Source organism: Nocardia sp. Marseille-Q1738 (assembly GCF_965283145.1).
Genome location: NZ_CBDIMS010000002.1, coordinates 729,410 through 753,489 on the forward strand (window position 1 = coordinate 729,410; position 24,080 = coordinate 753,489).

21 protein-coding genes are annotated in these 24,080 nt (G+C 69.2%); 17 read left to right on the forward strand and 4 right to left on the reverse strand.

Annotation, left to right across the window (positions count from 1 at the left end; all coding sequences use genetic code 11):
* Positions 1 to 365 precede the first annotated feature (365 nt).
* The gene (locus tag ACWPXK_RS11725; RefSeq protein WP_454196080.1) at positions 366 to 1,283 is read right to left on the reverse strand and encodes an NmrA family NAD(P)-binding protein; all 918 of its coding nucleotides are present in this window, start codon (positions 1,281 to 1,283) and stop codon (positions 366 to 368) included.
* 105 nt (positions 1,284 to 1,388) lie between these two features.
* On the opposite strand from ACWPXK_RS11725, the gene ACWPXK_RS11730 reads away from it, so the two are divergent.
* The gene (locus ACWPXK_RS11730; RefSeq protein ID WP_454196081.1) at positions 1,389 to 2,162 is read left to right on the forward strand and encodes an SbtR family transcriptional regulator; all 774 of its coding nucleotides are present in this window, start codon (positions 1,389 to 1,391) and stop codon (positions 2,160 to 2,162) included.
* 311 nt (positions 2,163 to 2,473) lie between these two features.
* Here ACWPXK_RS11730 and ACWPXK_RS11735 read toward each other — a convergent pair whose 3' ends face one another.
* Positions 2,474 to 2,863 carry a DUF2237 family protein gene (locus tag ACWPXK_RS11735; RefSeq protein WP_019048221.1) on the reverse strand — a complete coding sequence of 130 codons (390 nt, stop codon included), beginning with the start codon at positions 2,861 to 2,863 and terminating at the stop codon, positions 2,474 to 2,476.
* Positions 2,864 to 3,056: 193 nt separating this feature from the next.
* On the opposite strand from ACWPXK_RS11735, the gene ftsY reads away from it, so the two are divergent.
* The 9 genes from ftsY (at position 3,057) to ACWPXK_RS11780 (ending at position 14,375) form a co-directional block, all read left to right on the forward strand.
* Positions 3,057 to 4,547 (forward strand): signal recognition particle-docking protein FtsY, encoded by a 1,491-nt coding sequence (gene ftsY / locus ACWPXK_RS11740; protein WP_454196082.1) that lies wholly within the window; start codon positions 3,057 to 3,059, stop codon positions 4,545 to 4,547.
* A gap of 392 nt (positions 4,548 to 4,939) precedes the next feature.
* Entirely contained in the window at positions 4,940 to 6,268 is a 1,329-nt protein-coding gene (locus tag ACWPXK_RS11745; protein ID WP_454196427.1) for an ammonium transporter, read from the forward strand.
* Positions 6,269 to 6,273: 5 nt separating this feature from the next.
* Positions 6,274 to 6,612 carry a P-II family nitrogen regulator gene (locus ACWPXK_RS11750; protein ID WP_040780799.1) on the forward strand — a complete coding sequence of 113 codons (339 nt, stop codon included), beginning with the start codon at positions 6,274 to 6,276 and terminating at the stop codon, positions 6,610 to 6,612.
* 121 nt (positions 6,613 to 6,733) lie between these two features.
* Positions 6,734 to 9,160: a [protein-PII] uridylyltransferase gene (locus tag ACWPXK_RS11755; RefSeq protein ID WP_454196428.1), complete on the forward strand. Its 2,427-nt coding sequence runs from the start codon at positions 6,734 to 6,736 to the stop codon at positions 9,158 to 9,160.
* 163 nt (positions 9,161 to 9,323) lie between these two features.
* Complete coding sequence (locus ACWPXK_RS11760) at positions 9,324 to 9,608, forward strand: hypothetical protein (RefSeq protein ID WP_454196083.1); 285 nt, start codon at positions 9,324 to 9,326, stop codon at positions 9,606 to 9,608.
* Positions 9,609 to 9,712: 104 nt separating this feature from the next.
* The gene (ffh, locus tag ACWPXK_RS11765) at positions 9,713 to 11,293 is read left to right on the forward strand and encodes a signal recognition particle protein (protein ID WP_454196084.1); all 1,581 of its coding nucleotides are present in this window, start codon (positions 9,713 to 9,715) and stop codon (positions 11,291 to 11,293) included.
* 161 nt (positions 11,294 to 11,454) lie between these two features.
* The gene (locus tag ACWPXK_RS11770; RefSeq protein ID WP_454196085.1) at positions 11,455 to 12,549 is read left to right on the forward strand and encodes an amidohydrolase family protein; all 1,095 of its coding nucleotides are present in this window, start codon (positions 11,455 to 11,457) and stop codon (positions 12,547 to 12,549) included.
* A gap of 55 nt (positions 12,550 to 12,604) precedes the next feature.
* Positions 12,605 to 13,588, forward strand: coding sequence for an LLM class F420-dependent oxidoreductase (locus tag ACWPXK_RS11775; protein WP_454196086.1), 984 nt, complete (start codon positions 12,605 to 12,607; stop codon positions 13,586 to 13,588).
* A 49-nt stretch (positions 13,589 to 13,637) separates the two neighbouring features.
* On the forward strand, positions 13,638 to 14,375 hold the full coding sequence (locus ACWPXK_RS11780) for a class I SAM-dependent methyltransferase (protein ID WP_454196087.1): 738 nt from the start codon (positions 13,638 to 13,640) through the stop codon (positions 14,373 to 14,375).
* Positions 14,376 to 14,677: 302 nt separating this feature from the next.
* On the opposite strand, the gene ACWPXK_RS11785 is transcribed toward ACWPXK_RS11780, so the two are convergent.
* Positions 14,678 to 14,833 carry a hypothetical protein gene (locus tag ACWPXK_RS11785; protein WP_454196088.1) on the reverse strand — a complete coding sequence of 52 codons (156 nt, stop codon included), beginning with the start codon at positions 14,831 to 14,833 and terminating at the stop codon, positions 14,678 to 14,680.
* Positions 14,834 to 15,057: 224 nt separating this feature from the next.
* On the opposite strand from ACWPXK_RS11785, the gene rpsP reads away from it, so the two are divergent.
* The 4 genes from rpsP to trmD all read left to right on the forward strand — a co-directional run bounded on the left by rpsP (position 15,058) and on the right by trmD (position 17,123).
* Positions 15,058 to 15,489, forward strand: a complete 432-nt coding sequence (rpsP, locus tag ACWPXK_RS11790; protein ID WP_454196089.1) for a 30S ribosomal protein S16 — start codon at positions 15,058 to 15,060, stop codon at positions 15,487 to 15,489.
* Between the two features lie 94 nt (positions 15,490 to 15,583).
* The gene (locus ACWPXK_RS11795) at positions 15,584 to 15,826 is read left to right on the forward strand and encodes an RNA-binding protein (RefSeq protein ID WP_011210690.1); all 243 of its coding nucleotides are present in this window, start codon (positions 15,584 to 15,586) and stop codon (positions 15,824 to 15,826) included.
* The gene (gene rimM, locus ACWPXK_RS11800; protein ID WP_454196090.1) at positions 15,827 to 16,351 is read left to right on the forward strand and encodes a ribosome maturation factor RimM; all 525 of its coding nucleotides are present in this window, start codon (positions 15,827 to 15,829) and stop codon (positions 16,349 to 16,351) included.
* Positions 16,352 to 16,415: 64 nt separating this feature from the next.
* A complete protein-coding gene (gene trmD / locus ACWPXK_RS11805) occupies positions 16,416 to 17,123 on the forward strand; it encodes a tRNA (guanosine(37)-N1)-methyltransferase TrmD (RefSeq protein ID WP_454196091.1) in 708 nt (235 codons plus the stop codon).
* 80 nt (positions 17,124 to 17,203) lie between these two features.
* Here the strand turns inward: trmD and ACWPXK_RS11810 are convergent, their stop codons facing one another.
* Positions 17,204 to 18,055 carry a LuxR C-terminal-related transcriptional regulator gene (locus ACWPXK_RS11810; protein WP_454196092.1) on the reverse strand — a complete coding sequence of 284 codons (852 nt, stop codon included), beginning with the start codon at positions 18,053 to 18,055 and terminating at the stop codon, positions 17,204 to 17,206.
* 97 nt (positions 18,056 to 18,152) lie between these two features.
* Here ACWPXK_RS11810 and ACWPXK_RS11815 point away from each other — a divergent pair, with 97 nt between their 5' ends.
* The 3 genes from ACWPXK_RS11815 to ACWPXK_RS11825 all read left to right on the forward strand — a co-directional run bounded on the left by ACWPXK_RS11815 (position 18,153) and on the right by ACWPXK_RS11825 (position 24,053).
* Positions 18,153 to 19,787 (forward strand): AMP-binding protein, encoded by a 1,635-nt coding sequence (locus tag ACWPXK_RS11815; RefSeq protein WP_454196093.1) that lies wholly within the window; start codon positions 18,153 to 18,155, stop codon positions 19,785 to 19,787.
* On the forward strand, positions 19,787 to 21,451 hold the full coding sequence (locus tag ACWPXK_RS11820; protein ID WP_454196094.1) for an AMP-binding protein: 1,665 nt from the start codon (positions 19,787 to 19,789) through the stop codon (positions 21,449 to 21,451). Before ACWPXK_RS11815 ends, ACWPXK_RS11820 begins: the two co-directional genes overlap by 1 nt.
* A gap of 220 nt (positions 21,452 to 21,671) precedes the next feature.
* Positions 21,672 to 24,053 carry a Tex family protein gene (locus ACWPXK_RS11825; RefSeq protein ID WP_454196095.1) on the forward strand — a complete coding sequence of 794 codons (2,382 nt, stop codon included), beginning with the start codon at positions 21,672 to 21,674 and terminating at the stop codon, positions 24,051 to 24,053.
* The last annotated feature ends 27 nt before the right edge of the window (positions 24,054 to 24,080 follow it).

Genomic DNA, 24,080 nt, shown 5'->3' on the forward strand with positions numbered 1-24,080 from the left:
CCGACGCGCCCAGCACCGCCAGAGGAATACCGTGGTAGGCAAGGCATTACTCGAAGCCTCCGGCAGAGATATCTCTGGCTATGCCCCATAGTCGAGTCCACCCTCCATGCGTGTACTGGAGCAGTGCTGGGCACGCTGGGTGCCGTACCCGGCTTACCTCCCGCCGTCGATCACGCACCCGCAGTCCCAGCCCAGTCAACCGGCTGTGGTTGCGTTGGAGAAGTCGAGCATCGAGGGGAGTGAAATGGCGGCTTCAGGGCGCGAGCCGGCCACCATTCGACTACCCCCGATCTCACGAAAGGCGGTTGTAGCCGGTCGGCGAGCCGCTGGAGCGCCGGGCTGGGTAGCGGGTGAGGTTTCGCGGATTACCTCGCCGGGCTCACCTTTTCGCTGTCCAGTAGCGCTTTGATTTGGGCCGCGCCGGTTTCCGCCAGCCAGGTGTCGAATGTTCGCAGGCCGGGATGGATTTCGCGGATCTCGTCGACGTCGGCGTGCCAGCCGCCGGTGTGGCGCATCAGCCGCCAGGTGTTGCCGATCTCCACGCCGAGCGCATCCGCCTCGGCCTCGGTGACCTCCTGATAGCGGACGTGGTGCCCGGTGGCTTGGCTGATCGCCTCGGCCGCCGCGGGCGGGGCGAGCGCGTCGCCCGCGAGTTCGAGGACGCGGCCGTGGAAGCTGTCCGGGTCGGCGAACGCGAGAGCGGCGATGTCGCCGATGTCGGCTAGGGCGATGATCTTCATCGGCCCGGCGGCGGGAAAGAGATGCCGGTGCACGCCGCCGATGATGCCGTCGACCGGCGAGGTGCGCAGCAGGTAGTTCTCCATGAAGCGCACCGGACGCAGCAGCGTGTACCGGACACCACTGGCGATGATCGCGTCTTCGATGCGCTTCTTGCCCGTCGCGCCCCATGAGGTGTTGTCGCCCATCGACGCGATGCCGGTGAACACGATCTGTTCGACACCAGCGCGGCGTGCCGCGTCCACCAGCGCCTCGCCGCGCACGGCTTCCAGTTCCACGTCCCAGCCGTGCGGACGGTAAGCGGCAGGTGGGACCGCGAACAGTCCGGTGACACCGTCCAGCGCCGCGGACACGGTGTCGGGGGAGTCGAAGTCGCCGATCACGAGTTCCGCGCCCGCCGCGGCCAATTCCTGTGCGGCGGGCGACTGCGCGTCGCGGACCAGCGCGCGCACCGCCCGGCCGTCCGCCAGCAGCCGACGGGCGGTTACGCCGCCCTGCTTGCCGGTGGCTCCGGTGACCAGGATCAGATTGTGCTGAGGGGACATGCTTCGCCTTCTCTGCTCGTTAGAATCGGGTCGGATAACCCGGATTCGAACGATACGGGTGGCTCGACCCGATTCAACCCGTCGAACGAGGAAGGCCGTAACGAAATGACCGCATCGTTGGCCCCCGGCACGGCGGCGCGCGCCGATGCCCGGCGCAATCGCGCTCTGGTGCTGGCTGCCGCGCAGCGCGCCTTCGCCGAACAAGGGGTTTCGGTGTCGCTCGCCGAGGTCGCCCGGCGCGCAGGCGTCGGCGCGGGCACCGTCTACCGGCACTTCCCGACGAAAGGCGATCTGCTGGAAGCGGTTATGCAGCAGCGCATCGATCGGTTGGCTGAACTCGCCGCCGATCACCTCGGCGCACCGGACGCCGGGGCCGCCTTCTTCGACTTCTGCGGTGCGGTGATCGCGACGACGCCGGGCAATCAGGCACTGTGCGACATGGTCCGATCCGATGACGGCTGGCCGCGTGTGCTGGTGCGCAGCGCGGGCGAACGTTTTCACCGCGCGCTGGAGGCCCTGCTGGTCGCGGCCCAGCGAGAAGGCGCGGTACGCGCCGACGTCGAGCTCGAGGACGTGCTGGCGATTTTCACCGGATGCGTTGCGATTCAACAGCTCAAGAAGGCGAGCGGCAGCCTCGACCGCATCGCCGCGATCGTGCTGGACGCGCTGCGGCCGCGGCCGGGCGGACCGAGCATAACGAAACAGGACGCGGACGGAGGAAACCGTAGCGAATCAGTGGACCGTAACGAAAGTGGTGGCGAGCATTGCCCGGTGTGCCACGCGGCGGTGCCCCGGGCCCGGACCGGTCGCCGGGCCACGTACTGCTCGGCGGCGTGCCGCCAGAAGGCGCACCGGCGACGCGCCGCGGCGGCGCGCTAGCACCCGAATGGCGTATTTGTGCCATTTGGGTCTCTGCTGTGCCATGGACCCGATCGGGTCGGCGGGTCTCCCGGTGAGACGGATGGATGAGGCGGCCGTCACAGACCACCGGAAAAAGAACGTATGCCGACCGCGAGCCCGCCTCGCTCGAGGTCAGCGGCTTCGGCGTTGGGCTGGACATCGGCCGACGCGGGCGGCGACGGGATATGGGGGTGCCTTGACGCGGCATTCCGGTGCGGTCGGGTCTTCAGCACCGGCGTGAAGTGTGCCGCTCGATGGTTCGGTGCGGCCGATCCGGCGCGCACTGCAGGTCAGAGCAGGTCGCTGACGTCGTCCGGCACGTCGACGGCGTACTTGCGCAGGATGTCCATCGAGATCACTTCGAGGGCGTTCTCGTGCGTGGCGGCCAGGACGACGGGCGCGGCGACACCGTCCTCGTGCGCGTGCAACCACCGCACCGCCACGACGCACCAGCGGTCGCCCGGCTGCAGGCCGGGAAAGTTGTTCTCCGGACGCGGCGTGCTCAGATCGTTGCCGATGGAGGCTTGATGCTCCAGGAACTCCGCCGTGACGACGGTGCATACGGTGTGGCTGCCCAGATCCTCCGGCCCGGTACTGCAGCAGCCGTCCCGGTAGAAGCCGGTGAGAGGATCGGTGCCGCACTCTTCCAGCGGCCCCCCAAGCACGTTTCGATCGGTCACGTCGCCGATCCTATTGTCACTTCGCGAGAAGTTCCGCAGGACAAGAAATCTCAGGGGTTGTGTCGGTGCCCGCCGAAGCCCGCCCGTGGCTCGGGACGCGCGGTGTTCGCCGAGCGTCTGCCGTGCTCGCGGGGGCGCGACGCGACCGCTCGGTGTGGCTCGGGGCCCAGCCCGTGACGACCGGTCTGCAAGGATGGTTCGCGTGAGTCCCGAAGTCTGGATCCTGATCGCCGCGGTCGCCGCACTGCTGCTGGTGGTGCTTGTCGCCGGTTTCGTCCGGTACAAGCGCGGCCGCGTGTCGCTGACCCCGCCCGCGCAGGACAAGGAGGTGACCGACCGGTCCGGTGGTTACACCGCGTCCGGCGGATTCAACTTCAGCCGGGGCGGCACCGCTACCGCGCCGCCACCGCTCGAGCGCACCGACACCGAAGGACAGCCGCACATCGGCGACGACGCCGCGATCCCGCGCGACGCGCCCAAGCGCGGCATCACCAACGTGCCACTTCCGGAAGCGGACGTCGCCGAAGCGCCCCCCGCGTCCGGCGCCGCGGCGCCCGCCGAATCCGAGGCCGAAGCTCCGTCGACCGAGGCGCCCGCGCCGACCGGCCAGGTGGAGACTCCGGCGGACGTGACCGACACCACCGCGCCCGTCATCGAACCCGGCGCCCCGGAGGCTGTGCCCGATACCGCCGCCCCCGCGGCCGAAGTCGTCGCCCCGGACACCCCCGCGGGCGTGGAGACCGCCGCGGCGCTGGAGGAGATCGAGCCCACCGAGGGCCGTCTGATCCGCCTGCGCGGACGCCTGTCCCGCTCGCAGAACGCGGTCGGCAAGAGCCTGCTCGGCCTGCTCGGCGGCGGCGACCTGGACGACGAGTCGTGGGAGGAGGTCGAGGACACCCTCGTCCTGGCCGACCTCGGCACCGCAAGCACGGCCGCGGTCGTCTCCCGGCTGCGCGCCGAGATGGCGGCGCGCAGCGTGCGCACCACCGACCAGGCCCGTGCCGTTCTGCGTGACGTGCTGATCGAGCAGCTGCGCCCGGAGCTGGACCGCGCGGTGCGCGCGCTGCCGCACCCGGATCACCCGTCCATCCTGCTGGTGGTCGGCGTGAACGGCACCGGAAAGACCACCACCACCGGCAAGCTCGCCCGCGTGCTGGTCGCCGACGGCCGCCGGGTGCTGCTCGGCGCGGCCGACACCTTCCGCGCCGCGGCCGCCGACCAGCTGCAGACCTGGGGCGAGCGGGTCGGCGCCGACACCGTCCGCGGCCGGGAAGGCGCCGACCCGGCCGCCGTCGCGTTCGACGCGGTGGCCGCGGGTGTCGAGCGCGGTGTCGACGCCGTGCTCATCGACACCGCGGGCCGGCTGCACACCAAGACCGGCCTGATGGACGAGCTGGGCAAGGTCAAGCGCGTCGTGGAGAAGAAGGCCGCCGTCGACGAGGTCCTGCTGGTGCTGGACGCCACCGTCGGCCAGAACGGACTGACCCAGGCGCGGGTGTTCGCCGAGGTGGTCGACATCACCGGCGTGGTGCTCACCAAGCTGGACGGGACCGCCAAGGGCGGCATCGTTTTCCAGGTCCAGCACGAGTTGGGCGTGCCGGTGAAGCTGGTCGGTCTCGGTGAGGGCGCCGACGACCTGGCGCCGTTCGAGCCCGCCGCGTTCGTGGACGCGCTGTTGGGCTGATCTGCCGATCCCGGCGAAAACGGTTGAGTCCGCGGCCTTCCGCGTATGCGGCGCGCCGCGGGCTGGGCGGGCCATACGTCTGCCGCATCGATGCGAGGCCGGTCACACCCCGAATGTTTGCCGACTCCGGCTCGGCGGTAACGAATGTCCGAATTCATGGACACGCCGCTCACGGCGCCGGCAAACATCCGGTGTACATCGCGAAACGTGGTAGCAACACAGCTGCGCCATCCGTTCACATAGGTGAAACACGACAGCTCAACGGATGAAACACCGAGTGAGGACCCTTCTGTGCAGGTCCATTTGCCGGAATCGGCTGGGCCCGAGATGAGGAGGACATTAAGGTGGCATTTCCGCTTACCGGTGCGCCGGACACCGGTGATACCGCATGGATGCTGGCGAGCTCGGCGCTGGTGTTGCTGATGACCCCGGGCCTGGCATTCTTCTACGGCGGCATGGTCCGATCGAAGAACGTGCTCAACATGATCATGATGAGCATCAGCGCGATGGGTCTGGTCGGCGTGCTGTGGTCGCTGTACGGATACTCGACGGCGTTCGGCGACAACAAGTTCGGTGTGATCGGCGACCCGACGCAGTTCTTCGGCCTGAAGGGCTTGATCGGAGGTAACGCCGTCGCCGAGGTCAAGGACGCTGCAGGCGCCGTCACGACGGAGGCGGTGAACATTCCGCTCGCCGGCACGATTCCGGCGACGGTCTTCGTGGCGTTCCAGCTGATGTTCGCCATCATCACGGTCGCCCTCATCTCGGGCGCGGTCGCCGATCGCCTGAAGTTCAGCGCGTGGCTGCTGTTCACGGGCATCTGGGCCACGGTGGTCTACTTCCCGGTCGCGCACTGGGTGTTCGACTTCGACGTGAAGGACGCCGACGGCAACGTCGTGCACGAGGGCGGCTGGATCGCCAACGACCTGCTCGCGGTCGACTTCGCCGGCGGCACGGCAGTGCACATCAACGCCGGTGCGGCCGGTCTGGCGCTGGTGCTGGTGCTCGGCAAGCGCAAGGGCTGGCCGACGACGCCGTTCCGCCCGCACAACCTGCCGTTCGTCATGCTCGGCGCCGGTCTGCTGTGGTTCGGCTGGTTCGGCTTCAACGCCGGTTCCGCGGTGACCTCCGGTGGCCTCGCCGGTTCGACGTTCATCATCACCACCATCGCGACCTGCGCCGCGATGCTGGCCTGGCTGCTGGTGGAGAAGGTCCGCGACGGCAAGCCCACCTCGCTGGGCGCCGCCTCGGGCATCGTGGCCGGTCTGGTGGCCATCACCCCGTCGTGTTCCTCGGTGAACGTGCTCGGCGCGCTCGCCATCGGCGTGGTCGCGGGCGCGCTGTGCGCCCTCGCGGTCGGCCTGAAGTTCAAGTTCGGCTTCGACGACTCGCTCGACGTGGTCGGCGTGCACCTGGTCGGCGGCATCGTCGGCACCCTGATGGTCGGTTTCGTCGCGGCGCCCGAGGCGGGTGCGGCCAAGACCGGTCTGCTCTACGGCGGCGGCGTCGACCAGCTGTGGCGTCAAGCGGTGGGTGCCGGTGTGGTACTTGCCTTCTCCTTCATCGCGACGCTGATCATTGCCTATATCGTGAAGTTCACCATTGGGCTGCGCGTGAGCGAGGAAGAGGAGTCGGTGGGCTTGGACGAGTCCGAGCACGCGGAAACCGCCTACGACTTCGCCGCTCTGGGTAGCACGGCACGTTCGGCCAAGGAGGCATGACGAACATGAAACTGATCACCGCAATCGTCAAACCGTTTACGCTCGAGGACGTCAAGACCGGGCTCGAGCAGGCGGGCGTGTTGGGCATGACCGTCAGCGAGGTACAAGGGTACGGCCGCCAGAAGGGGCACACCGAGGTGTACCGCGGCGCCGAGTACTCGGTCGATTTCGTGCCGAAGGTCCGCGTCGAGGTCGTGGTGGACGACGCGTCCGTCGACAAGGTCGTCGAGGTGATCGTGGAGGCGTCCCGGACCGGCAAGATCGGCGACGGCAAGGTCTGGGTCACCCCGGTGGAGTCGATCATTCGGGTGCGCACCGGCGAACGCGGCACCGACGCGCTGTAACGAATATCGAGTAGAGCGGCGGCCCCGCTCCCACCGGAGCTCCCGGTCGGGGCGGGGCCGCACGCGTGAAAATGGGCGGTGGGTTGTGGGTAGTCAGTACCAGCACGACGGTGACCCGAAGGTGACCGGAGAAGTCAACGGCAAGATATCCAATGGCGCGGCCGACCTGGTCCGCGCACGAACCCAACTGCTCGACGGCGGCCTGCCCCGCAACCCTCGGCTCGACGCGGAATCGCTGCGGCAGGCGCTGGTCGACCTCTACGAACTCTGGCTCACCAGCAAGGGCGCCGAACTGGGCATCACCGCCGACAGCGGTCTGGCCGTGGTGGCGGTCGGCGGTCTCGGCCGCGGCGAGATGCTGCCGTACTCGGACCTGGATCTGGTGCTGCTGCACGACGACGTCGATCCCGCCCGGGTCGCCGAGGTCGCCGACCAGCTCTGGTACCCGCTGTGGGACGCGCACATCAAACTCGACCACAGCGTGCGCACGGTGCCGCAGGCGCTGCGGGTGGCCGCCGACGATCTCATCGCCGCGCTGGGCATGCTCGAAGCCAGGCACATCGTCGGCGACCAGGACTTGAGCAACCTGCTGATCGGCGGCGTGCGCCGGGAGTGGCGCACCGGCATCCGCACCCGCTTCGACGACCTCATCGCCCAGGCCAAGGCCAGGTGGGAGCGCAACGGCGAGATCGCGCACCGCGCCGAGCCCGATCTGAAGAACGGGCGCGGCGGCCTGCGCGACATCCAGCTGCTGGACGCCCTGGCCATCGCCCAGCTGACCGACGCCATGCCCGGGCTCGGGCCGGACGTGCCCGGTGGCGGATTGAAGCAGGCACATCGCCGCCTGCTGGACGTGCGGACCGAACTGCACCGAGTCGCCGGCCGCTCCCGCGACCAGCTGCGGGCGCAGGACGCCGACGAGATCGGCGCCGCCCTGCGCATCGGCGACCGCTTCGATCTGGCTCGTACGCTGAGCGATTCGGCACGCACTGTGAGCTATTCCGTGGACGTCGGGTTGCGCACCGCGGCCAACGCGCTGCCCCGTCGCGGGCTGGCGCGGCTGCGCCGTATGCCGGTGCGCAGGCCACTCGACGAGGGTGTGGTCGAGCATGCCGGTGAGGTCGTGCTCGCCCGCGACGCGCGCCCGCAGCGCGACCCCGGACTGATCCTGCGGGTGGCGGCGGCCTCGGCGCAGACCGGGCTTCCGATGTCGGCCACCACCTTGAACCGGCTATCCGAGGACGCGCCCGAGCTGCGCGAGCCGTGGCCCAAAGACGCCCTCAACGACCTGCTGGTCCTGCTCGGCGCGGGCCGCGGCGCCATCGACGCGATCGAGGCGCTGGACCGGACCGGCCTGTGGGGCAGGCTGCTTCCGGAGTGGGGCGCCGTGCGCGACCTGCCCCCGCGCGATGCCCTGCACACCTGGACCGTCGACCGTCACCTCGTCGAGACGGTCGCCTACGCCGGCGCGATCAGCACCCGGGTGGCCCGGCCGGACCTGCTGGCCCTCGGCGCGCTGCTGCACGACATCGGCAAGGGCCGCGCGGGCGATCACAGCGTCGTCGGCGCGGAGCTGGCCACCCACATCGGCCGGCGGCTGGGCCTGTGGCCCTCGGACGTGCGCACGCTCAGCGCGGTCGTCCGCCACCATCTGCTGCTGCCGGACACCGCGACCCGGCGCGATCTGACCGACCCCGAGACGGTGCGGTTCGTGGTCGACGCGCTCGATGGCGATCCCCAGCTGCTGGAACTGCTGCACACGCTGGCCGAGGCGGATTCGCTGGCCACCGGTCCCGGCGTATGGGGTGACTGGAAGGCGTCGCTGATCGGCGAGCTGGTCCGGCGCTGCCGGTTGGTGATGGCGGGCGATCAGCTTCCGACGCCGGAGCCCATCGCGCCGGAACTGGTCGAGAAGGCGCACGCGGGTGGGGTGCACGTCGACCTGAAGCCGGGGGACAGCAAGTACACCTATACGGTCACCGTCATCGCGCCCGACACTCCGGGGCTGCTCTCCGATGCCGCGGGCGTGCTCGCGTTGCACTCGCTGCGCGTCCTGTCGGCCGCACTGGGCGTCGAAGGCGATTTCGCCGTGGACACTTTCGTCGTCTCGCCCAAGTTCGGCGACCCGCCGGACCCGGGGTTGCTGCGCCAGGAACTGATCCGCGCCACGGCGGGGGACCTGGATGTGTCCGCGGCGCTGGTCAAACGCGAGCGTGAGGCGAGCGGCATCGGCCGGCCCCGCTACGCACAGGCGCCACCCCGGGTGATCTGGTTGGACACCTCGGTGCCGGGGCAAGTGATCCTGGAGTTGCGCGCCGAGGACCGGATCGGGTTGCTCAGCCGCCTGGCCGCCGAACTGGCGAGCTGCGGGGCGAACGTCCGCTGGGCCAAAGTGGTCACGATGGGGTCGGCGGTGGTCGACAGTTTCTGCCTCGATTTGGGCGCCGAGGACGGTCCCGCGCGCCGCGAAGCGATCGCGAAAGCGATTCTCGCGGTGGTTCCCAGAATTGCGCCAAAGCCTCCGGAAAGCGACGCGACAACCTCATAAATTCCATTTGACGTGCTAATTTGTCCGGTGATCAATCTGTTGCCAGATATTTGCTGGATGTGACCTCCGGTCCGGCGGCTGACCCATACGATCTAGAGCGTCTGGCTATCGCGAGCACGAGGGGAGCAGGTCGGTGGCAATTGAAGTCGTTTCGGCGTCGACAATGACTAGTGACGAGACCACGCATATGGCGCGCTGCGTCGGCGGCGACCGCTGGGTGGTCTCCTGGCTCCCCGGTCGCACCTTGACCGGGCGGCAGGCGGTGACCGCGATGACGATCGCGTCCACGGTCGCCACCTCGCCCATCCCGAGCACGGCGGAGTGGGCCCTCCTCGACGACCTGGCCCTCGAGCTCGGGCTGACCGCCAACGAGGCGGTGTTCATGGTCACCGAGGAGAACCACGACTACCGCACCACGCCCAAACCGCGCCGTCGCGTGCTCGACTAGCGGGCCCGCCGCGCCCCGAAGGACGCACCGCCTGCGCCATCCCGCGGGCGATCCCATTACCCTGGGAGAGAATGTGACGTCCCCCGAGATCAGGAGCGCGATCGGTGTTCGAATCCCTGTCCGACCGGCTTACCGGTGCCCTCAAGGATCTGCGTGGTAAGGGGCGTCTGTCACCGGCCGACATCGACGCCACCTGCCGCGAGATCCGCCTCGCCCTGCTCGAGGCCGACGTCGCGCTGCCCGTGGTGCGCGGTTTCATCGGCCGGATCAAGGAGCGCGCCAAGGGCGCGGAGGTCTCCGCTGCGCTGAACCCGGCCCAGCAGGTCGTGAAGATCGTCAACGAGGAGCTCGTCGGCATCCTCGGTGGCGAGACCAGACGGCTGCACCTGGCCAAGAATCCGCCGACGGTGGTCATGCTCGCCGGTCTGCAGGGTTCCGGTAAGACCACGCTCGCGGGCAAGCTGGCGAAGCTGTTGAAGGGACAAGGGCATCAGCCGCTCCTGGTGGCCTGTGACCTGCAGCGTCCCGGCGCGGTCACCCAGCTGCAAGTGGTCGGCGAGCGCGCCGGCGTGCCGGTCTACGCGCCGCACCCCGGCACCTCCGTCGGTGGTGGCGAGAACCCGCTGGGCATCTCGGCCGCCGACCCGGTGAACGTGGCGAGCGGCGGTGTCGAGGAAGCGCGGCAGAAGCAGTACGACGTCGTCATCGTCGACACCGCGGGCCGCCTCGGTATCGACGAAGAGCTGATGCGGCAGGCCGCGGGCATCCGCGACGCCGTGCAACCGGACGAGACCCTGTTCGTGCTCGACGCGATGATCGGTCAGGACGCGGTCACCACGGCCGAGGCGTTCCGCGACGGCGTCGGCTTCACCGGCGTGGTGCTCACCAAGCTCGACGGCGACGCCCGCGGTGGCGCGGCGCTCAGCGTTCGCGAGGTCACCGGCGTTCCCATCCTGTTCGCCTCCACCGGTGAGAAGCTGGAGGACTTCGACGTCTTCCATCCCGACCGCATGGCCAGCCGCATCCTCGGCATGGGTGACGTGCTCACCCTGATCGAGCAGGCCGAGCAGGTCTACGACGCCAAGCAGGCCGAGGAGGCCGCCCGCAAGATCGGCAGCGGCGAGCTCACCCTCGAGGACTTCCTCGACCAGATGCTGGCCATCCGCAAGATGGGCCCGATCGGCAACCTGCTCGGCATGCTGCCCGGCGCGGGGCAGATGAAAGACGTACTCGCCCAGGTCGACGACAAGCAACTCGACCGTGTGCAGGCGATCATCCGCGGCATGACCCCGGCCGAACGGGACAACCCGAAGATCATCAACGCGTCTCGCCGCCTGCGCATCGCCAACGGCTCCGGCGTCCAGGTCTCCGAGGTCAACCAGCTCGTCGACCGCTTCTTCGAGGCCAAGAAGATGATGGCGATGATGGGCCGCCAGATGGGGCTGCCCGGCTCTCGCCGCGGCGGCGCGAAGAAGGGCAAGAAAGGCAAGAAGGGCGGCCGCGGCCCGACCCCGCCGAAGGTGCGTGGCGGATTCCCGGGGATGGGCGGCATGCCCGGGATGCCCGGGATGCCCGGGATGCCCGCGGGGATGCCCGACCTGTCCAACATGCCCGCCGGGCTCGACCAGCTGCCTCCCGGTCTGGACGGCTTCGACATCTCCAAACTCAAGTTCCCCAAGAAGTAGCCGTCGGTCTGCGATTACGGCCACCCACGGACGTTCGACGCCGGACTCGTAGACGACTGATCAGCAGGCGCGTCCTGTCGTGGTCCGATTCCCGGCACCGGTGACCGTCCGGGGACGAGGACAGTAGGTTGGAGACAGCCGACGACGTCCAGGAGGTTGCTGTGCATCTGCGAGGAGTGGTTCTCCCCGACGACGAGGTGCGCGATCTCTGGGTGCGGGACGGGCTGGTGTCCTTCGAGCCCGTTCCCGGGGCCGAAACGCTATGCGGCAGCGGGTGGATCGTGCCCGGACTCGTCGACGCGCACTGCCATGTCGGTATCCGGTACGGCGGAGGCCATGAGGACCGGGCGGGCGCCGTCGCGCAGGCCGAGATCGAACGGGAGGCCGGCGCGCTGCTGCTGCGCGACGCGGGTTCGCCGATCGACACCCGGTTCATCGACGACCACGACGAACTGCCGCGCATTATCCGCGCCGGCCGCCATATCGCCCGGCCGAAGCGCTACATCCGCGAGCTCGGCATCGAACTCGACGACGAACGCGACCTGCCGGAGATCGTCGCCGAACAGGCTCGCTTCGGCGACGGCTGGGTGAAGATCGTCGGCGATTGGATCGACCGTTCCGTGGGTGACCTGCGCCCGCTGTGGAGCGACCAGATCCTGAAGGAGGCCATCGACGCCGCACACGCCAATGGCGCCCGCGTCACCGCCCACGTCTTCGGCGAGGACGCGCTGCCCGGCTTGATCGACGCGGGCATCGACTGCCTGGAACACGGCACCGGCCTCACCGACGACACCATCGAGATGATGGTCGAGCACGGCACCGCCTTGGTCCCCACCTTGGTCAATATCGACACCTTCCCCGAGATCGCCGACAGCGCGGGCAAATTCCCCGTCTACGCCGCGCACATGCGCGACCTGCACCGCAGGGTGCGCGGCACGGTGGCCGCCGCGCGCGAGGCGGGCGTGCCGATCTTCGCGGGCACCGACGCCGGCGGTTCCATCCGCCACGGGCGCATCGCCGACGAGATCGCCGCGCTCGGCGCCGCGGGCCTGTCCCGGCACGACGCGCTCGGCGCGGCCTCCTGGGATGCCCGCGGCTGGCTCGGCCGGCCGGGCATCGAGCCCGGCGCGTCCGCGGATTTCGTTGTCTACCAGCAGGACCCGCGCACCCATCCGGAAGCGCTCACCGCGCCGTACGCCGTCGTACTGCGCGGGCGCGTATACGGCGGGCGCGGTCCGGTCACCGGTCATCGGTAATTCGTCACTCGCGGCTCACCCGTTCGTTTCCGAAACAGGCGTAATGTCGAATTCCGTGACCATTCGCCTCGGTTATCAAATGCCCAACTTCAGCTACGGCAAGTCGGTGCGCGAACTGTTCCCCACGGTCATCGCGCAGGCCAGGGAGGCCGAAGCCGCCGGTTTCGACACGGTCTTCGTGATGGACCACTTCTATCAGCTGCCCGGCATCGGCACGCCCGACGAGCCGATGCTCGAGGCATACACCGCCCTCGGCGGCCTCGCCACGGCGACGGAGCGAATCCAGTTGTCGGCCCTGGTCACCGGCAACACCTACCGCAATCCCGCCCTGCTCGCCAAGACCGTCACCACGCTCGACGTGGTCAGCGGCGGCCGCGCGGTGCTCGGCATCGGCGCGGGCTGGTTCGAGCTCGAGCACCGATCCTTCGGCTACGACTTCGGCACTTTCACGACCCGCTTCGAACGGCTCGAGGAGGCGCTGCAGATCATCCAGCCGATGCTGGCCGGCCAGCGGCCCACCTTCGACGGCAAGTGGTACCAGGTCGAGAACGCGATGAACGAGCCGCGCGTGCGCGACGACGTGCCGATCCTGCTCGGCGGCAGCGGCGAGAAGAAGACCTTCCGCCTGGCCGCCCGTTTCGCCGACCACCTCAACCTCATCTGCAACGCGTCCGAGCTGCCGCACAAGCTCGAGGTTCTGCGCGGACGCTGCGCCGAGGTCGGCCGCGACCCCGCGACGTTGGAGACCAGCTACCTGTGCTTCCTGATGGTGGACGAAGACGGCGACCTGGTCCGCAAGCAACAGCGGGATTACTTGAGCCGCATGGGTATCGACCTGACGACGCTGTCGGAGTCCGAGCGAAAGCAGACTCCGGCCGACCGCCAGTTCGTCGGAACGCCGGACGAGGTTGCCGAGCAGCTGCAGACCCGCGTTCTCGACCACGGCGTCGATGGTCTGATCGTCAACATGGTCTTCCAGGGACACGAGCCGGGCGCGGTCGAACTCGTCGGACGCACCCTGGCGCCGCTGGTGGCCTGACAAGCGCGAACCCGACGTGAATGCCGTTGCCGCCGGATACAATCGGCCGATGATAGCCCCTCCGTGGCGAGCGTCGTACGGTGTCGACGCGCCGTCGGTGCTGCTGTTGCTGGGAGTTCTCGCGGTCGGCTATCTCGCCGCCGCACTGGTGGTGGCGCTGTTCCAGCAGCCGCGTCCGAGCCTGCTGCTCCTGCTGATCGGCATCGTGCTCGCCGCGCAGTTCGGGCTGTTCCTGCACGCGACCCTCCGGGGTAAGTTCCGGGTCTGGGCCGGTCTGCTCGACGACCTCGAACTCCGCGGCGACGAACAACTTCTGGACATGGGCTGCGGGCGCGGCGCGGTGCTGCTCGCGGCCGCGCGGCGGCTACCCGCGGGGCGCGCCGTCGGCCTGGACCTGTGGTGCTCCGCCGATCACTGCGGCAACACTCCGGCCACCGCCGAGCAGAACGCGCTCGCCGAGAACGTCGCCGATCGCATCGAACTGCGCACGGGCGACATGACCCGGATGCCGTTCCCGGACGGCGCGTTCGACGTCGTCGTGTCCAGCCTGGCGATTCACACCATCAGAACCGCGCAGGGCCGCGCCGACGCCGTCCGCGAGGCCTGCCGTGTCCTGCGCCCAGGCGGCAAGCTGGTCATCGTCGATATCGGCGACACCCGGCAATACCGCGCCACCCTGGCCGGGAGCGGCGCGACCGGGCTCACCCACCGCACCCTCGGGTGGCGGATGTGGTGGGGCGGGCCCTGGGTGCCCACCCGCGCCCTGACCGCCACGGCCCCCGGATAGCCTCGTCAGCGACGCCTCGGCGAATCACTTTCGTGCCGTTGTGTATTCGCACATCACGGTGCCGAATCGGTGCACATCCGGTCCCGAGCGATGAGTTCCAGCGGTGGCTCACGTCTGCACTGAGAGTGGTGCAACGATCGCCGCCGACTTGGTAGACGAGTACCGCCTGTTCGTCTACCCCGGTGGTGCTGGGCACGGGTGAGCGGCTGTTCGCGGGCGCACCCCGGCTCCCGGTACTGCGGCTGGTCGAGACCCGGCCGTTCCGCTCCGGCGTGGTGCTGCTGAGGTATCGCCGTCGATAGTCAGTTGAAGGCGCTGAAGAGACCTGAAACCAGGGCGCGCAGCACACGGAACACCCCGGGCACCACGTACTCGGTCAGCGCCGGCTCGCCGAGTTCGGCCGTGATCTCGCGGCTGCTGCTGTCCCTGCGCCTGCGCTTGCGACGGAAGATTCCCATGCCTGGTTATGGCGTGTGGGCCGCGAGGTGTGAACACCGGAACGCGATTTCTGGCGCGACCGTGCCGTCTGGCACAATGGACCACCGTCCTTCGGGACAAGTGTCAGCCCGTCTCCGGTTACGTACCGCGCGGCGGTCACACACTCGAAAGCGCAAAACCGGGCTCGCAGACCATGCGGGTCGCCGAATTGCGTCGTGACCAACCAACGAAAGGCAGATCAGCAGTGGCTGTTCGCATCAAGCTCACCCGCATGGGCAAGATCCGCAACCCGCAGTACCGCGTCGTCGTCGCGGACGCCCGCACCCGCCGGGACGGCCGGGCCATCGAGTCCATCGGCAAGTACCACCCGAAGGAAGAGCCCTCGCTCATCCAGATCGACTCCGAGCGCGTGCAGTACTGGCTGGGTGTCGGCGCGCAGCCGACCGAGCCGGTCCTCCAGCTGCTGAAGATCACCGGTGACTGGCAGAAGTTCAAGGGCATCGACGGCGCCGAGGGCACCCTGAAGGTCAAGCCGGCGAAGCCGTCGAAGCTGGACCTGTTCAACGCCGCGCTGGCCGCCGCCGACAACGAGCCGGTCGCCGAGGCGGTCACCCCGAAGAAGAAGGCCAAGAAGGACGCCGAACAGGGCGCTGACGCCGCCGAGGCCGCCGAGTAATGAGTCGGCATTACCCGTCCACTCTGTACCCGTCTCGAGCCGTCGATAGACCGGCCCCGACGGCGGGGGAGTCGCGTATCGAGGTGATGGAGCAGTGAGTGCCGTAGTCGCCGATGCCGTCGAGCACCTGGTGCGCGGCATCGTCGCCAACCCCGACGACGTTCGCGTCGAGCTGATCACCGGCCGCCGCGGACGCACGGTCGAGGTGCACGTTCACCCCGATGACCTGGGTAAAGTGATCGGTCGCGGCGGACGCACCGCGACCGCGCTGCGCACCCTGGTCGCCGGTATCGGCGGCCGGGGCATCCGGGTCGACGTGGTCGACACCGACCAGTAGATGGAACTCGTCGTCGGACGGGTCGCCAAGGCGCACGGAGTGCGCGGCGAACTTGTCGTCGAGGTGCGTACCGACGAGCCCGAGGCGCGTTTCACGCCCGGCGCCACGTTGCGCGGTCGACTGCCGCGCACCGACGAGGTCCGCGACTACACCGTGGAGTCGGCCCGGGAGCACTCGGGCCGGCTCTTGGTGTTTCTCGCGGGCGTCGCCGACCGCTCCGCGGCGGACGCGCTGCGCGGCATGCTGCTCATGGTCGACAGCGCGGATCTGCCGCCGTCGGAGGATCCGGACGAGTTCTACGACTACGAGCTGGAGGGGCTGGAGGTCCGGCTCACCGACGAGACCGTGGTGGGGTCCGTCCGCGAGGTGCTGCATTCCGCGGCGGGCGAGCTGCTCGCGGTGCATGCCGCCGACGACGGCCGGGAGATCCTCATCCCGTTCGTCACCGCGATCGTGCCCACCGTGTCGCTCGCCGACGGTGTGATCGTCATCGATCCGCCCGAGGGCCTGCTCGACCCGGAATGAGGCGCTGGAAGATCCGATCGCGCGGCGCCCGCCCGGCTCGTGGCTGCGGCGACAGGAGACAGGCATGAAAATCGACGTCGTCACGATCTTCCCCGAGTATCTGGAGCCGCTGCGCACGGCGCTGCTCGGCAAGGCGATCGACAAGGGGCTGATCGCCCTGTCGGTGCACGATCTGCGCCGTTGGACGCACGACGTGCACAAGTCGGTCGACGACGCACCCTACGGCGGCGGGCCCGGCATGGTCATGAAGCCGACCGTCTGGGGTGACGCGCTCGACGAGGTCTGCCCCGACGACGCGCTGCTCGTCGTCCCCACGCCGGCCGGCGTGCCGTTCACCCAGGCCACCGCGCACCGCTGGGCCGCCGAGCAGCACCTGGTCTTCGCCTGCGGTCGCTACGAGGGCATCGACCAGCGCGTCTTCGACGACGCCGCCCGCCGGGTGCGCGTGGAGGAGGTCAGCATCGGCGACTACGTGCTGATCGGCGGCGAGGCGGCGGTGCTGGTGATGACCGAGGCCGTGGTCCGGCTGCTGCCCGGCGTGCTCGGCAATCAGCAGTCCCACCAAGAGGATTCGTTCTCCGACGGTCTGCTCGAAGGCCCCAGCTACACCCGTCCCGTCTCCTGGCGCGGACTCGAGGTTCCGCCGATCCTGCTCTCCGGTGACCACGCGAAGGTGGCCGCCTGGCGCCGCGAGCAATCCCTCGCCCGCACCCGCGAACGCCGCCCGGACCTGCTCGCCGACCAGGACAGGGAGTCCGGACCCCAGTCGTAGGCACCGGCTACCCGTGCAGGTGTTGCTGAAAGCTCCGCACGATCGATTGCACGAGCCTGCGTGGCCCGACTGCCCGATCCTCAGGGCAACAGCCCGTGGCGCCGCGCCGCCACCACCGCCTCGTGCCGGGAATGGGCGTCGAGTTTGACCATCGCGTTGCGCAGATAGCTCTTCACGGTTTCCGGGCCGAGCGAGAGGCGTTGTGCCGCTTCCTGATTCGTGCAACCCAGGGCGATCTGGGACAACACGTCGAGTTCACGGCGGGACAGTCGCGGACTGTCGGGGCGCGGTTCGCCGACCAGGACGCGGGTGAGCCGCTCGCACACCGCGTGCAGGCGCCCGCGCAACCGGTCGTCCTCGGCGGAGCGCGCCATGCCGCGGAGTTCGGCGTGGATATCGCGGAGTTCCTCGGTGACGGCCGGTGCCGTACCGACCGACGGCGTGGCCAACTCCAGCATCCGCAGTCGGCGGTCGACCTCGTCGCGAATGGCGATCTCGGTAGCCAGGCGGCGACCGGCTTGCACGACGAGATCCGCGGTTCGATCACCCAGCGGAGCCGCGCCCCGGGTGGCGGCGTAGAGCACCGCGCGGGAGCGCTGGTCCACGACCACCGGGACGGCGAGCACGGACCGGATGCCTTCGCCGGAGACCGGCCCGTCGTAGTCGTGGGTGATCGAGGACGCGGTGCGGTAGTCCGTTACCGCGGCGGGCCGCCCCGAATCCATCACCCGGCCGCCGAGCCCCGAGGTGCGCACGACAGCCAGCCCGCGCAGTCCGTTGGTGAGCGTGCCCACGAACTCCGACAGCAGCAGGGCGTCGCCGTGCACTTCGCCGCCGAAGGCCACCGGCACGCCCGCGGTGCTTGCCACCCAGCGGATCTCGGCGCGTAATGCGTCGGCGTCGCGTGGACGCAGCAGCGCGGTGTGGGTCAAGGGACACCCCTTTTCGGGGGTAGTGGCCAGCGGGATGTGACCCACATCCTATTGCACACCCGGGTAGTGCTGGATCACACATAGAGGAGAACCGAAGATGGGCACCGATCCGAATCAGCGGGTGCGTGAACTGCTGGACTGTTACGACCGCGCTGACGCATCGGCGGCGGACCTGCTGTGTGATCGGCACCCGGCCGACCGGGTCGCCTTCACGATCGTCGAGGCGGACCTGTCCTCGACCGACCTCACCTATGGCGAGCTGCGCGAACGCTCGGCACGATTCGCCGCCGCGCTCGCCGGGCTCGGCGTCGAGCCCGGTGACCGGGTCGCCACGTTGATGGCGAAGTCGGCGGATCTGGTGGTCGCGCTGCTCGGCATCTGGCGCCGCGGCGCGGTACACGTCCCGCTGTTCACCGCGTTCGCGCCGCCCGCCATCGCGTTGCGGCTGGACGCCGCCAAGGTTTCCGTCGTCGTCGCCGACTCCGATCAGGCGCCGAAGCTGGCGCCCGGTCCGGATCTGCCCGCGGACGCGCCCTGGCGACTGATCGTGTCGGGCACCGAAATCCCTGCTGGGGCGCTGCGAATGGCCGATCTGTGCGACACCCATTCGGCGACTCACCCGCAAGCTCGCCCGGTCGCGGTCGGCGGCGACGGCCTGCTCGTCCAGCTGTTCACCAGCGGCACCACCGGCACGCCCAAAGGCGTCCCGATTCCGCTGCGCGCGCTCGCCTCTTTCCACGCCTACCAGGAGTTCGCGCTGGACGTCCGGCCCGACGACGTGTTCTGGAACGCCGCCGACCCGGGCTGGGCCTACGGCCTCTACTACGCCATCCTCGGCCCACTGGCCACCGGCATTCGCAGCATCCTGCTGCATGCGGGCTTCTCCGCTCCGCTGACCTGGCAGGTGCTGGAGACCTTCGGCGTCACGAATTTCGCCGCGGCACCCACGGTGTATCGCGCACTGCGCGCCGAAAGCGACGCGCCGCCGGTGCACTCCCGGTTGCGCCGCGCCTCCTCGGCGGGTGAGCCGCTGAAGCCCGAGGTCGTCGCCTGGTCGACGGAGTACCTGGGCGTCGCGGTGCGCGACCACTACGGCCAGACCGAACACGGCATGGTCATCTGCAATGCCTGGCACGAAGACCTCGACACCGAGACTCCCGCGGGCTCGATGGGTCGCACGTTGCCGGGCTGGTCCTGCGCGGTCCTCGCCGAAGACGCCGACACCATCGCTCCCGCAGGCGCATTGGGCCGGGTCGCCATCGACACCGCGCACAGTCCGCTGCTGTGGTTCCTCGGCTACCTCGACGCGCCGGAACGCACCGCGCAGCGCTACACCGCCGACGGCCGCTGGTACCTGACCGGTGATGCGGGCTCCCAGGACACGAACGGTTTCTTCCGCTTCTCCGCCCGCGACGACGACGTGATCATCATGGCGGGCTATCGCATCGGCCCGTTCGAAGTCGAGAGCGTCCTGGTGCTGCACGAGCAGGTTGCCGAGGCTGCCGTGGTCGGCATGCCGGACGACCTGCGCGGTGAGGTGCTGGAGGCGTTCGTCGTGCTGCGCGACGGCGCCGAGGGTACCCCCGAGTTGAAGTCCGAACTGCAGAGCCTGGTGAAGCGGAAATTCGCCGCGCACGCCTACCCACGCAGAGTGCACTTCGTACCGAGCCTGCCGAAGACGCCCAGTGGCAAGGTGCAGCGGTTCGTGCTGCGGCAGGGAGGAATTCGGTGATGTCGTCGCACGAGCTGTCGCTGCCCAGCTACGCTTCCGGCGTTTCCGATGTCCCGCTGCTCGGCGACACCATCGGCGGTAACCTCGCTCGCACCGTCGCGGCGTTCCCGGAGCGGGAAGCGCTGGTGGACCGTCCGTCCGGGCGCCGCTGGACCTACCGCGAACTCGGTGCGGCGGTCGACGCCCTGGCCTGCGGCCTTGCCGACCGCGGCATCGGTAAGGGTGACCGGGTCGGCATCTGGGCACCGAACTGCGCGGAATGGTTTCTCGTGCAGTTCGCCACGGCGCGGATCGGCGCGATCCTGGTCAACATCAACCCGGCCTACCGCACCAGCGAGCTGGAGTACGTGCTCCGTCAGGCGGGCGTGCGGATGCTCGTCGCCGCCGAGCGGTTCAAATCCTCCGACTACGTCGCGATGATCGAGCAGGTGCGCCCGAACTGTGCGGTTCTGGAGCAGGTGCTCGTGCTGGGCACACCCGAGTGGGACGCGCTGACCCGCACCGTGATCGACGCCGACCGGCTCACCGCGCTGGCCGCGCTGCTGTCGACCGACGACCCGATCAACATCCAGTACACCTCCGGCACTACGGGCTTCCCGAAGGGCGCCACGCTCAGCCACCACAACATCCTGAACAACGGCTATTTCGTCGGCGAGCTGTGCGGGTACACCGAACAGGACCGGATCTGTGTCCCGGTGCCGTTCTATCACTGTTTCGGCATGGTGATGGGCAACCTGGCGAGCACGAGTCACGGCGCGGCCATAGTGATCCCGGCGCCCTCGTTCGATCCCGGGGCGACATTGGCCGCGGTCGAGGCCGAGCGCTGCACCTCGTTGTACGGCGTGCCGACGATGTTCATCGATATGCTCGCCGAACTGGATTCGGCCACCCCGGATCTGTCCACCTTGCGCACCGGCATCATGGCGGGTTCCCCCTGCCCGGTGGAGGTGATGAAGCGGGTGATCGACCGGATGGGCATGCGCGAGGTGTGCATCTGTTACGGCATGACGGAGACCTCGCCGGTCTCGACCCAGACTCGCCGCGACGACAGCATCGACCGGCGCACCGCGACGGTCGGCCGGGTCGGCCCGCACCTGGAGGTCAAGATCGTCGATCCGGCAACGGGTCTCACGGTGCCGCGCGGCGAACCCGGCGAGCTGTGCACCCGCGGCTACTCGGTGATGCTCGGCTACTGGGACGACCCCGACCGGACCGCCGAAGCGATCGACGCCGCCCGTTGGATGCACACCGGCGACATCGGCGTGATGGACCACGACGGATACCTGACCATCACGGGCCGGATCAAGGACATGGTCATCCGCGGCGGCGAGAACATCTATCCGCGCGAGATCGAAGAATTCCTCTACACCCACCCCGACATCCTCGATGCCCAGGTGATCGGCGTGCCGGACCCGAAGTACGGCGAGGAGCTGATGGCGTGGGTCCGGATGCGCGAGGGCGCAACGCCGTTGGACGCGGCGGCACTGCGCGAGTTCTGCACCGGCAAGCTGGCGCACTTCAAAATCCCGCGCTATGTGCATGTGGTCGAAGAGTTCCCGATGACGGTCACCGGCAAGATCCGCAAGGCCGAGATGCGCGAAATCGCCAGGACGATCCTCGTATCAGCAGCGGAGCGCACGTCGGATTCGACACGCAACCAGTGATTTCGAGAGAACATGGGTAACTCATCGGGTACCCCCAGAACCCCAGCGACGCCCAACGCAGGACCTGAACGCAAATCACTCGTCACCTGACTGGTACGGCCTGAAGACCCGGAGGGGCGGGGGAGCGTGGCGGGACAGCCTGAAGACTCGGAGAGGCGGAACAGCTAGTGTCTCGGGCGTGACGACAGCGCCTGAGACTGCCAGTGCAGAGTCCAACACGATGGTTCCTCCCGTGCCGCCGCGTTCCGACAACGTGAGCAGAGCCAGCGTGACCCGTCGGATCGCCGAGGAGCTCGCGGTGCGCGAGACCCAGGTGCGCGCCGCCGTCGAGCTGCTCGACGCGGGCTCGACGGTGCCGTTCATCGCGCGTTACCGCAAGGAGGTCACCGGCGGTCTGGACGACGCCCAGCTGCGCCAGCTCGACGAGCGCCTGCACTACCTGCGCGAACTCGACGAGCGCAGGGCCTCGATCATCGAATCGATCCGCGGCCAGGGCAAACTCGACGACGCGCTGCACCAGCAGATCCTGCTCGCCGAGACCAAAGCCCGGCTCGAGGACATCTACCTGCCCTACAAGCCGAAGCGGCGCACCAAGGCGCAGATCGCGCGCGAGGCGGGGCACGAGCCGGTGGCCGACGCGCTGATCAACGACCCGGACACCGATCCGGCGCAGTACAGCGCCGAGCAGCTCGACGGGGCGCGCGCCATCCTGGTCGAGCGCTTCGCCGAGGACGCCGACCTGGTCGGCGAACTGCGCGAGCTGATGTGGAACCGCGGGCAGGTCAAATCGTCCGTGCGTGCGGGCAAGGAGGAGCCGGGCGCGAAGTTCGCCGACTACTTCGACTTCAGCGAGCCGTTCGACAAGTTGCCTTCCCATCGCATCCTGGCGCTGCTGCGCGGCGAGAAGGAAGAGGTGCTCACCCTGCACCTGGAGCCGGACACCGAGGAGCCGGAGCCGGGTCAGCGCACCGTCTACGAGGGCCGCATCGCCGCCCGCTTCGGCATCGCGGACCGGGGCCGTCCCGCCGACTCCTGGCTGCTGGACACCGTGCGCTGGGCGTGGCGCACCAAACTGCAGGTCAGCCTCGGCATCGACACCAGGATGCGGCTGCGCCAGGCCGCGGAGAAGGACGCGGTCGACGTGTTCGCCGCGAACCTGCGCGACCTGCTGCTCGCCGCCCCCGCCGGCACCCGCACGACCATGGGCCTCGACCCCGGCTACCGCACCGGCGTGAAGGTCGCGGTGGTCGACGCCACCGGCAAGGTGGTCGCCACCGAGGTGATCTACCCGCACAAGCCGCAGGGCCAGACCGAGAAGTCGCTGGCGGTGCTGGGTGCGCTGGTCGCCCGGTTCGGCGTCGAGCTCATCGCGATCGGCAACGGCACCGCGTCACGGGAGACCGACGCTCTTGCCGCCGAACTGATCTCGCGCATCCCGGAGAACAAGCCGACCAAGATCGTGGTATCCGAAGCGGGCGCCTCGGTGTACTCCGCCTCGGCCTACGCCTCCCAGGAGCTGCCCGATCTGGACGTCTCGCTGCGCGGCGCGGTGTCGATCGCGCGGCGGCTGCAGGACCCGCTGGCCGAACTGGTGAAGATCGACCCGAAGTCCATCGGAGTCGGCCAGTACCAGCACGACGTGTCCGAATCGCTGCTGGCCCGCTCGCTGGGCGCGGTCGTCGAGGACGCGGTGAACGCGGTCGGCGTCGACGTGAACACGGCCTCGGTGCCGCTGCTGTCGCGGGTGTCCGGTATCGCCGGATCGGTGGCGGAAAGCATTGTCGCGCATCGGGACCAGAACGGCCCGTTCCGCAGCAGGACCGCCCTGCTCGACGTGCCGCGCCTGGGCCCGAAGGCGTTCGAGCAGTGCGCGGGCTTCCTGCGCATCCGCGGCGGTGACGATCCACTCGACACCTCCGCGGTGCACCCCGAGGCGTACCCGGTGGTGCGGCGCATCCTCGAATCGACCGGCCGTGGTGTCGCGGAGATCATCGGCAACACCTCGGCGCTGCGTGCGCTGCGCGCCGATGATTTCACCGACGAGCGGTTCGGTGTCCCGACCGTCACCGACATCATCGCGGAGCTGGAGAAGCCGGGCCGCGACCCGCGTCCGGAGTTCAAGACCGCGGAGTTCGCCGCGGGCGTGGAAAAGGTCGCCGACCTGAAGCCGGGCATGGTGCTCGAGGGTGTGGTGACGAACGTGGCCGCGTTCGGCGCGTTCGTCGACGTCGGCGTGCATCAGGACGGTCTGGTGCACGTCTCGGCCATGTCGCACAACTTCGTGAAGGACCCGCGCGAGGTGGTCAAGTCCGGCGACGTGGTCAAAGTGAAGGTGCTCGAGGTGGACGTGGCGCGTCAGCGCATCGGTCTTTCCCTGCGCCTCGACGACGAGCCCGGCGTGCCAGGGAAAGGCGGCGACAAACAGCGTGGCCAGGGTGGCCGATCCGGCGGCGAGCAGCGGCAGCGGCAGAATGGCCAGAACAGGCAGCAGAGCCAAGGCCGCAACCAGGGACAGGGGCGCGGAGGAAACCAGCGCCGCACTGCGCCCCCGCCGAGCGGTGCGATGGCGGACGCGTTGCGCAGGGCGGGTTTCGGCCAGTAACCCGGTGCAGCACGGGAGGGAGTAGGC

Bases quoted from the DNA above. Each gene is read 5' to 3' on its own strand.
- ACWPXK_RS11785 (WP_454196088.1), bottom strand. From the start codon at position 14,833: ATGGGAATCTTCCGTCGCAAGCGCAGGCGCAGGGACAGCAGCAGCCGC.
- ACWPXK_RS11760 (WP_454196083.1), top strand. From the start codon at position 9,324: ATGACTAGTGACGAGACCACGCATATGGCGCGCTGCGTCGGCGGCGAC.
- ACWPXK_RS11730 (WP_454196081.1), top strand. From the start codon at position 1,389: ATGACCGCATCGTTGGCCCCCGGCACGGCGGCGCGCGCCGATGCCCGG.
- ACWPXK_RS11745 (WP_454196427.1), top strand. From the start codon at position 4,940: ATGCTGGCGAGCTCGGCGCTGGTGTTGCTGATGACCCCGGGCCTGGCA.
- trmD (WP_454196091.1), top strand. From the start codon at position 16,416: ATGAAAATCGACGTCGTCACGATCTTCCCCGAGTATCTGGAGCCGCTG.
- ACWPXK_RS11825 (WP_454196095.1), top strand. From the start codon at position 21,672: ATGGTTCCTCCCGTGCCGCCGCGTTCCGACAACGTGAGCAGAGCCAGC.
- ftsY (WP_454196082.1), top strand. From the start codon at position 3,057: ATGGTTCGCGTGAGTCCCGAAGTCTGGATCCTGATCGCCGCGGTCGCC.
- ACWPXK_RS11815 (WP_454196093.1), top strand. From the start codon at position 18,153: ATGGGCACCGATCCGAATCAGCGGGTGCGTGAACTGCTGGACTGTTAC.
- ACWPXK_RS11750 (WP_040780799.1), top strand. From the start codon at position 6,274: ATGAAACTGATCACCGCAATCGTCAAACCGTTTACGCTCGAGGACGTC.
- ACWPXK_RS11725 (WP_454196080.1), bottom strand. From the start codon at position 1,283: ATGTCCCCTCAGCACAATCTGATCCTGGTCACCGGAGCCACCGGCAAG.
- ACWPXK_RS11820 (WP_454196094.1), top strand. From the start codon at position 19,787: ATGTCGTCGCACGAGCTGTCGCTGCCCAGCTACGCTTCCGGCGTTTCC.
- ACWPXK_RS11780 (WP_454196087.1), top strand. From the start codon at position 13,638: ATGATAGCCCCTCCGTGGCGAGCGTCGTACGGTGTCGACGCGCCGTCG.
- rimM (WP_454196090.1), top strand. From the start codon at position 15,827: ATGGAACTCGTCGTCGGACGGGTCGCCAAGGCGCACGGAGTGCGCGGC.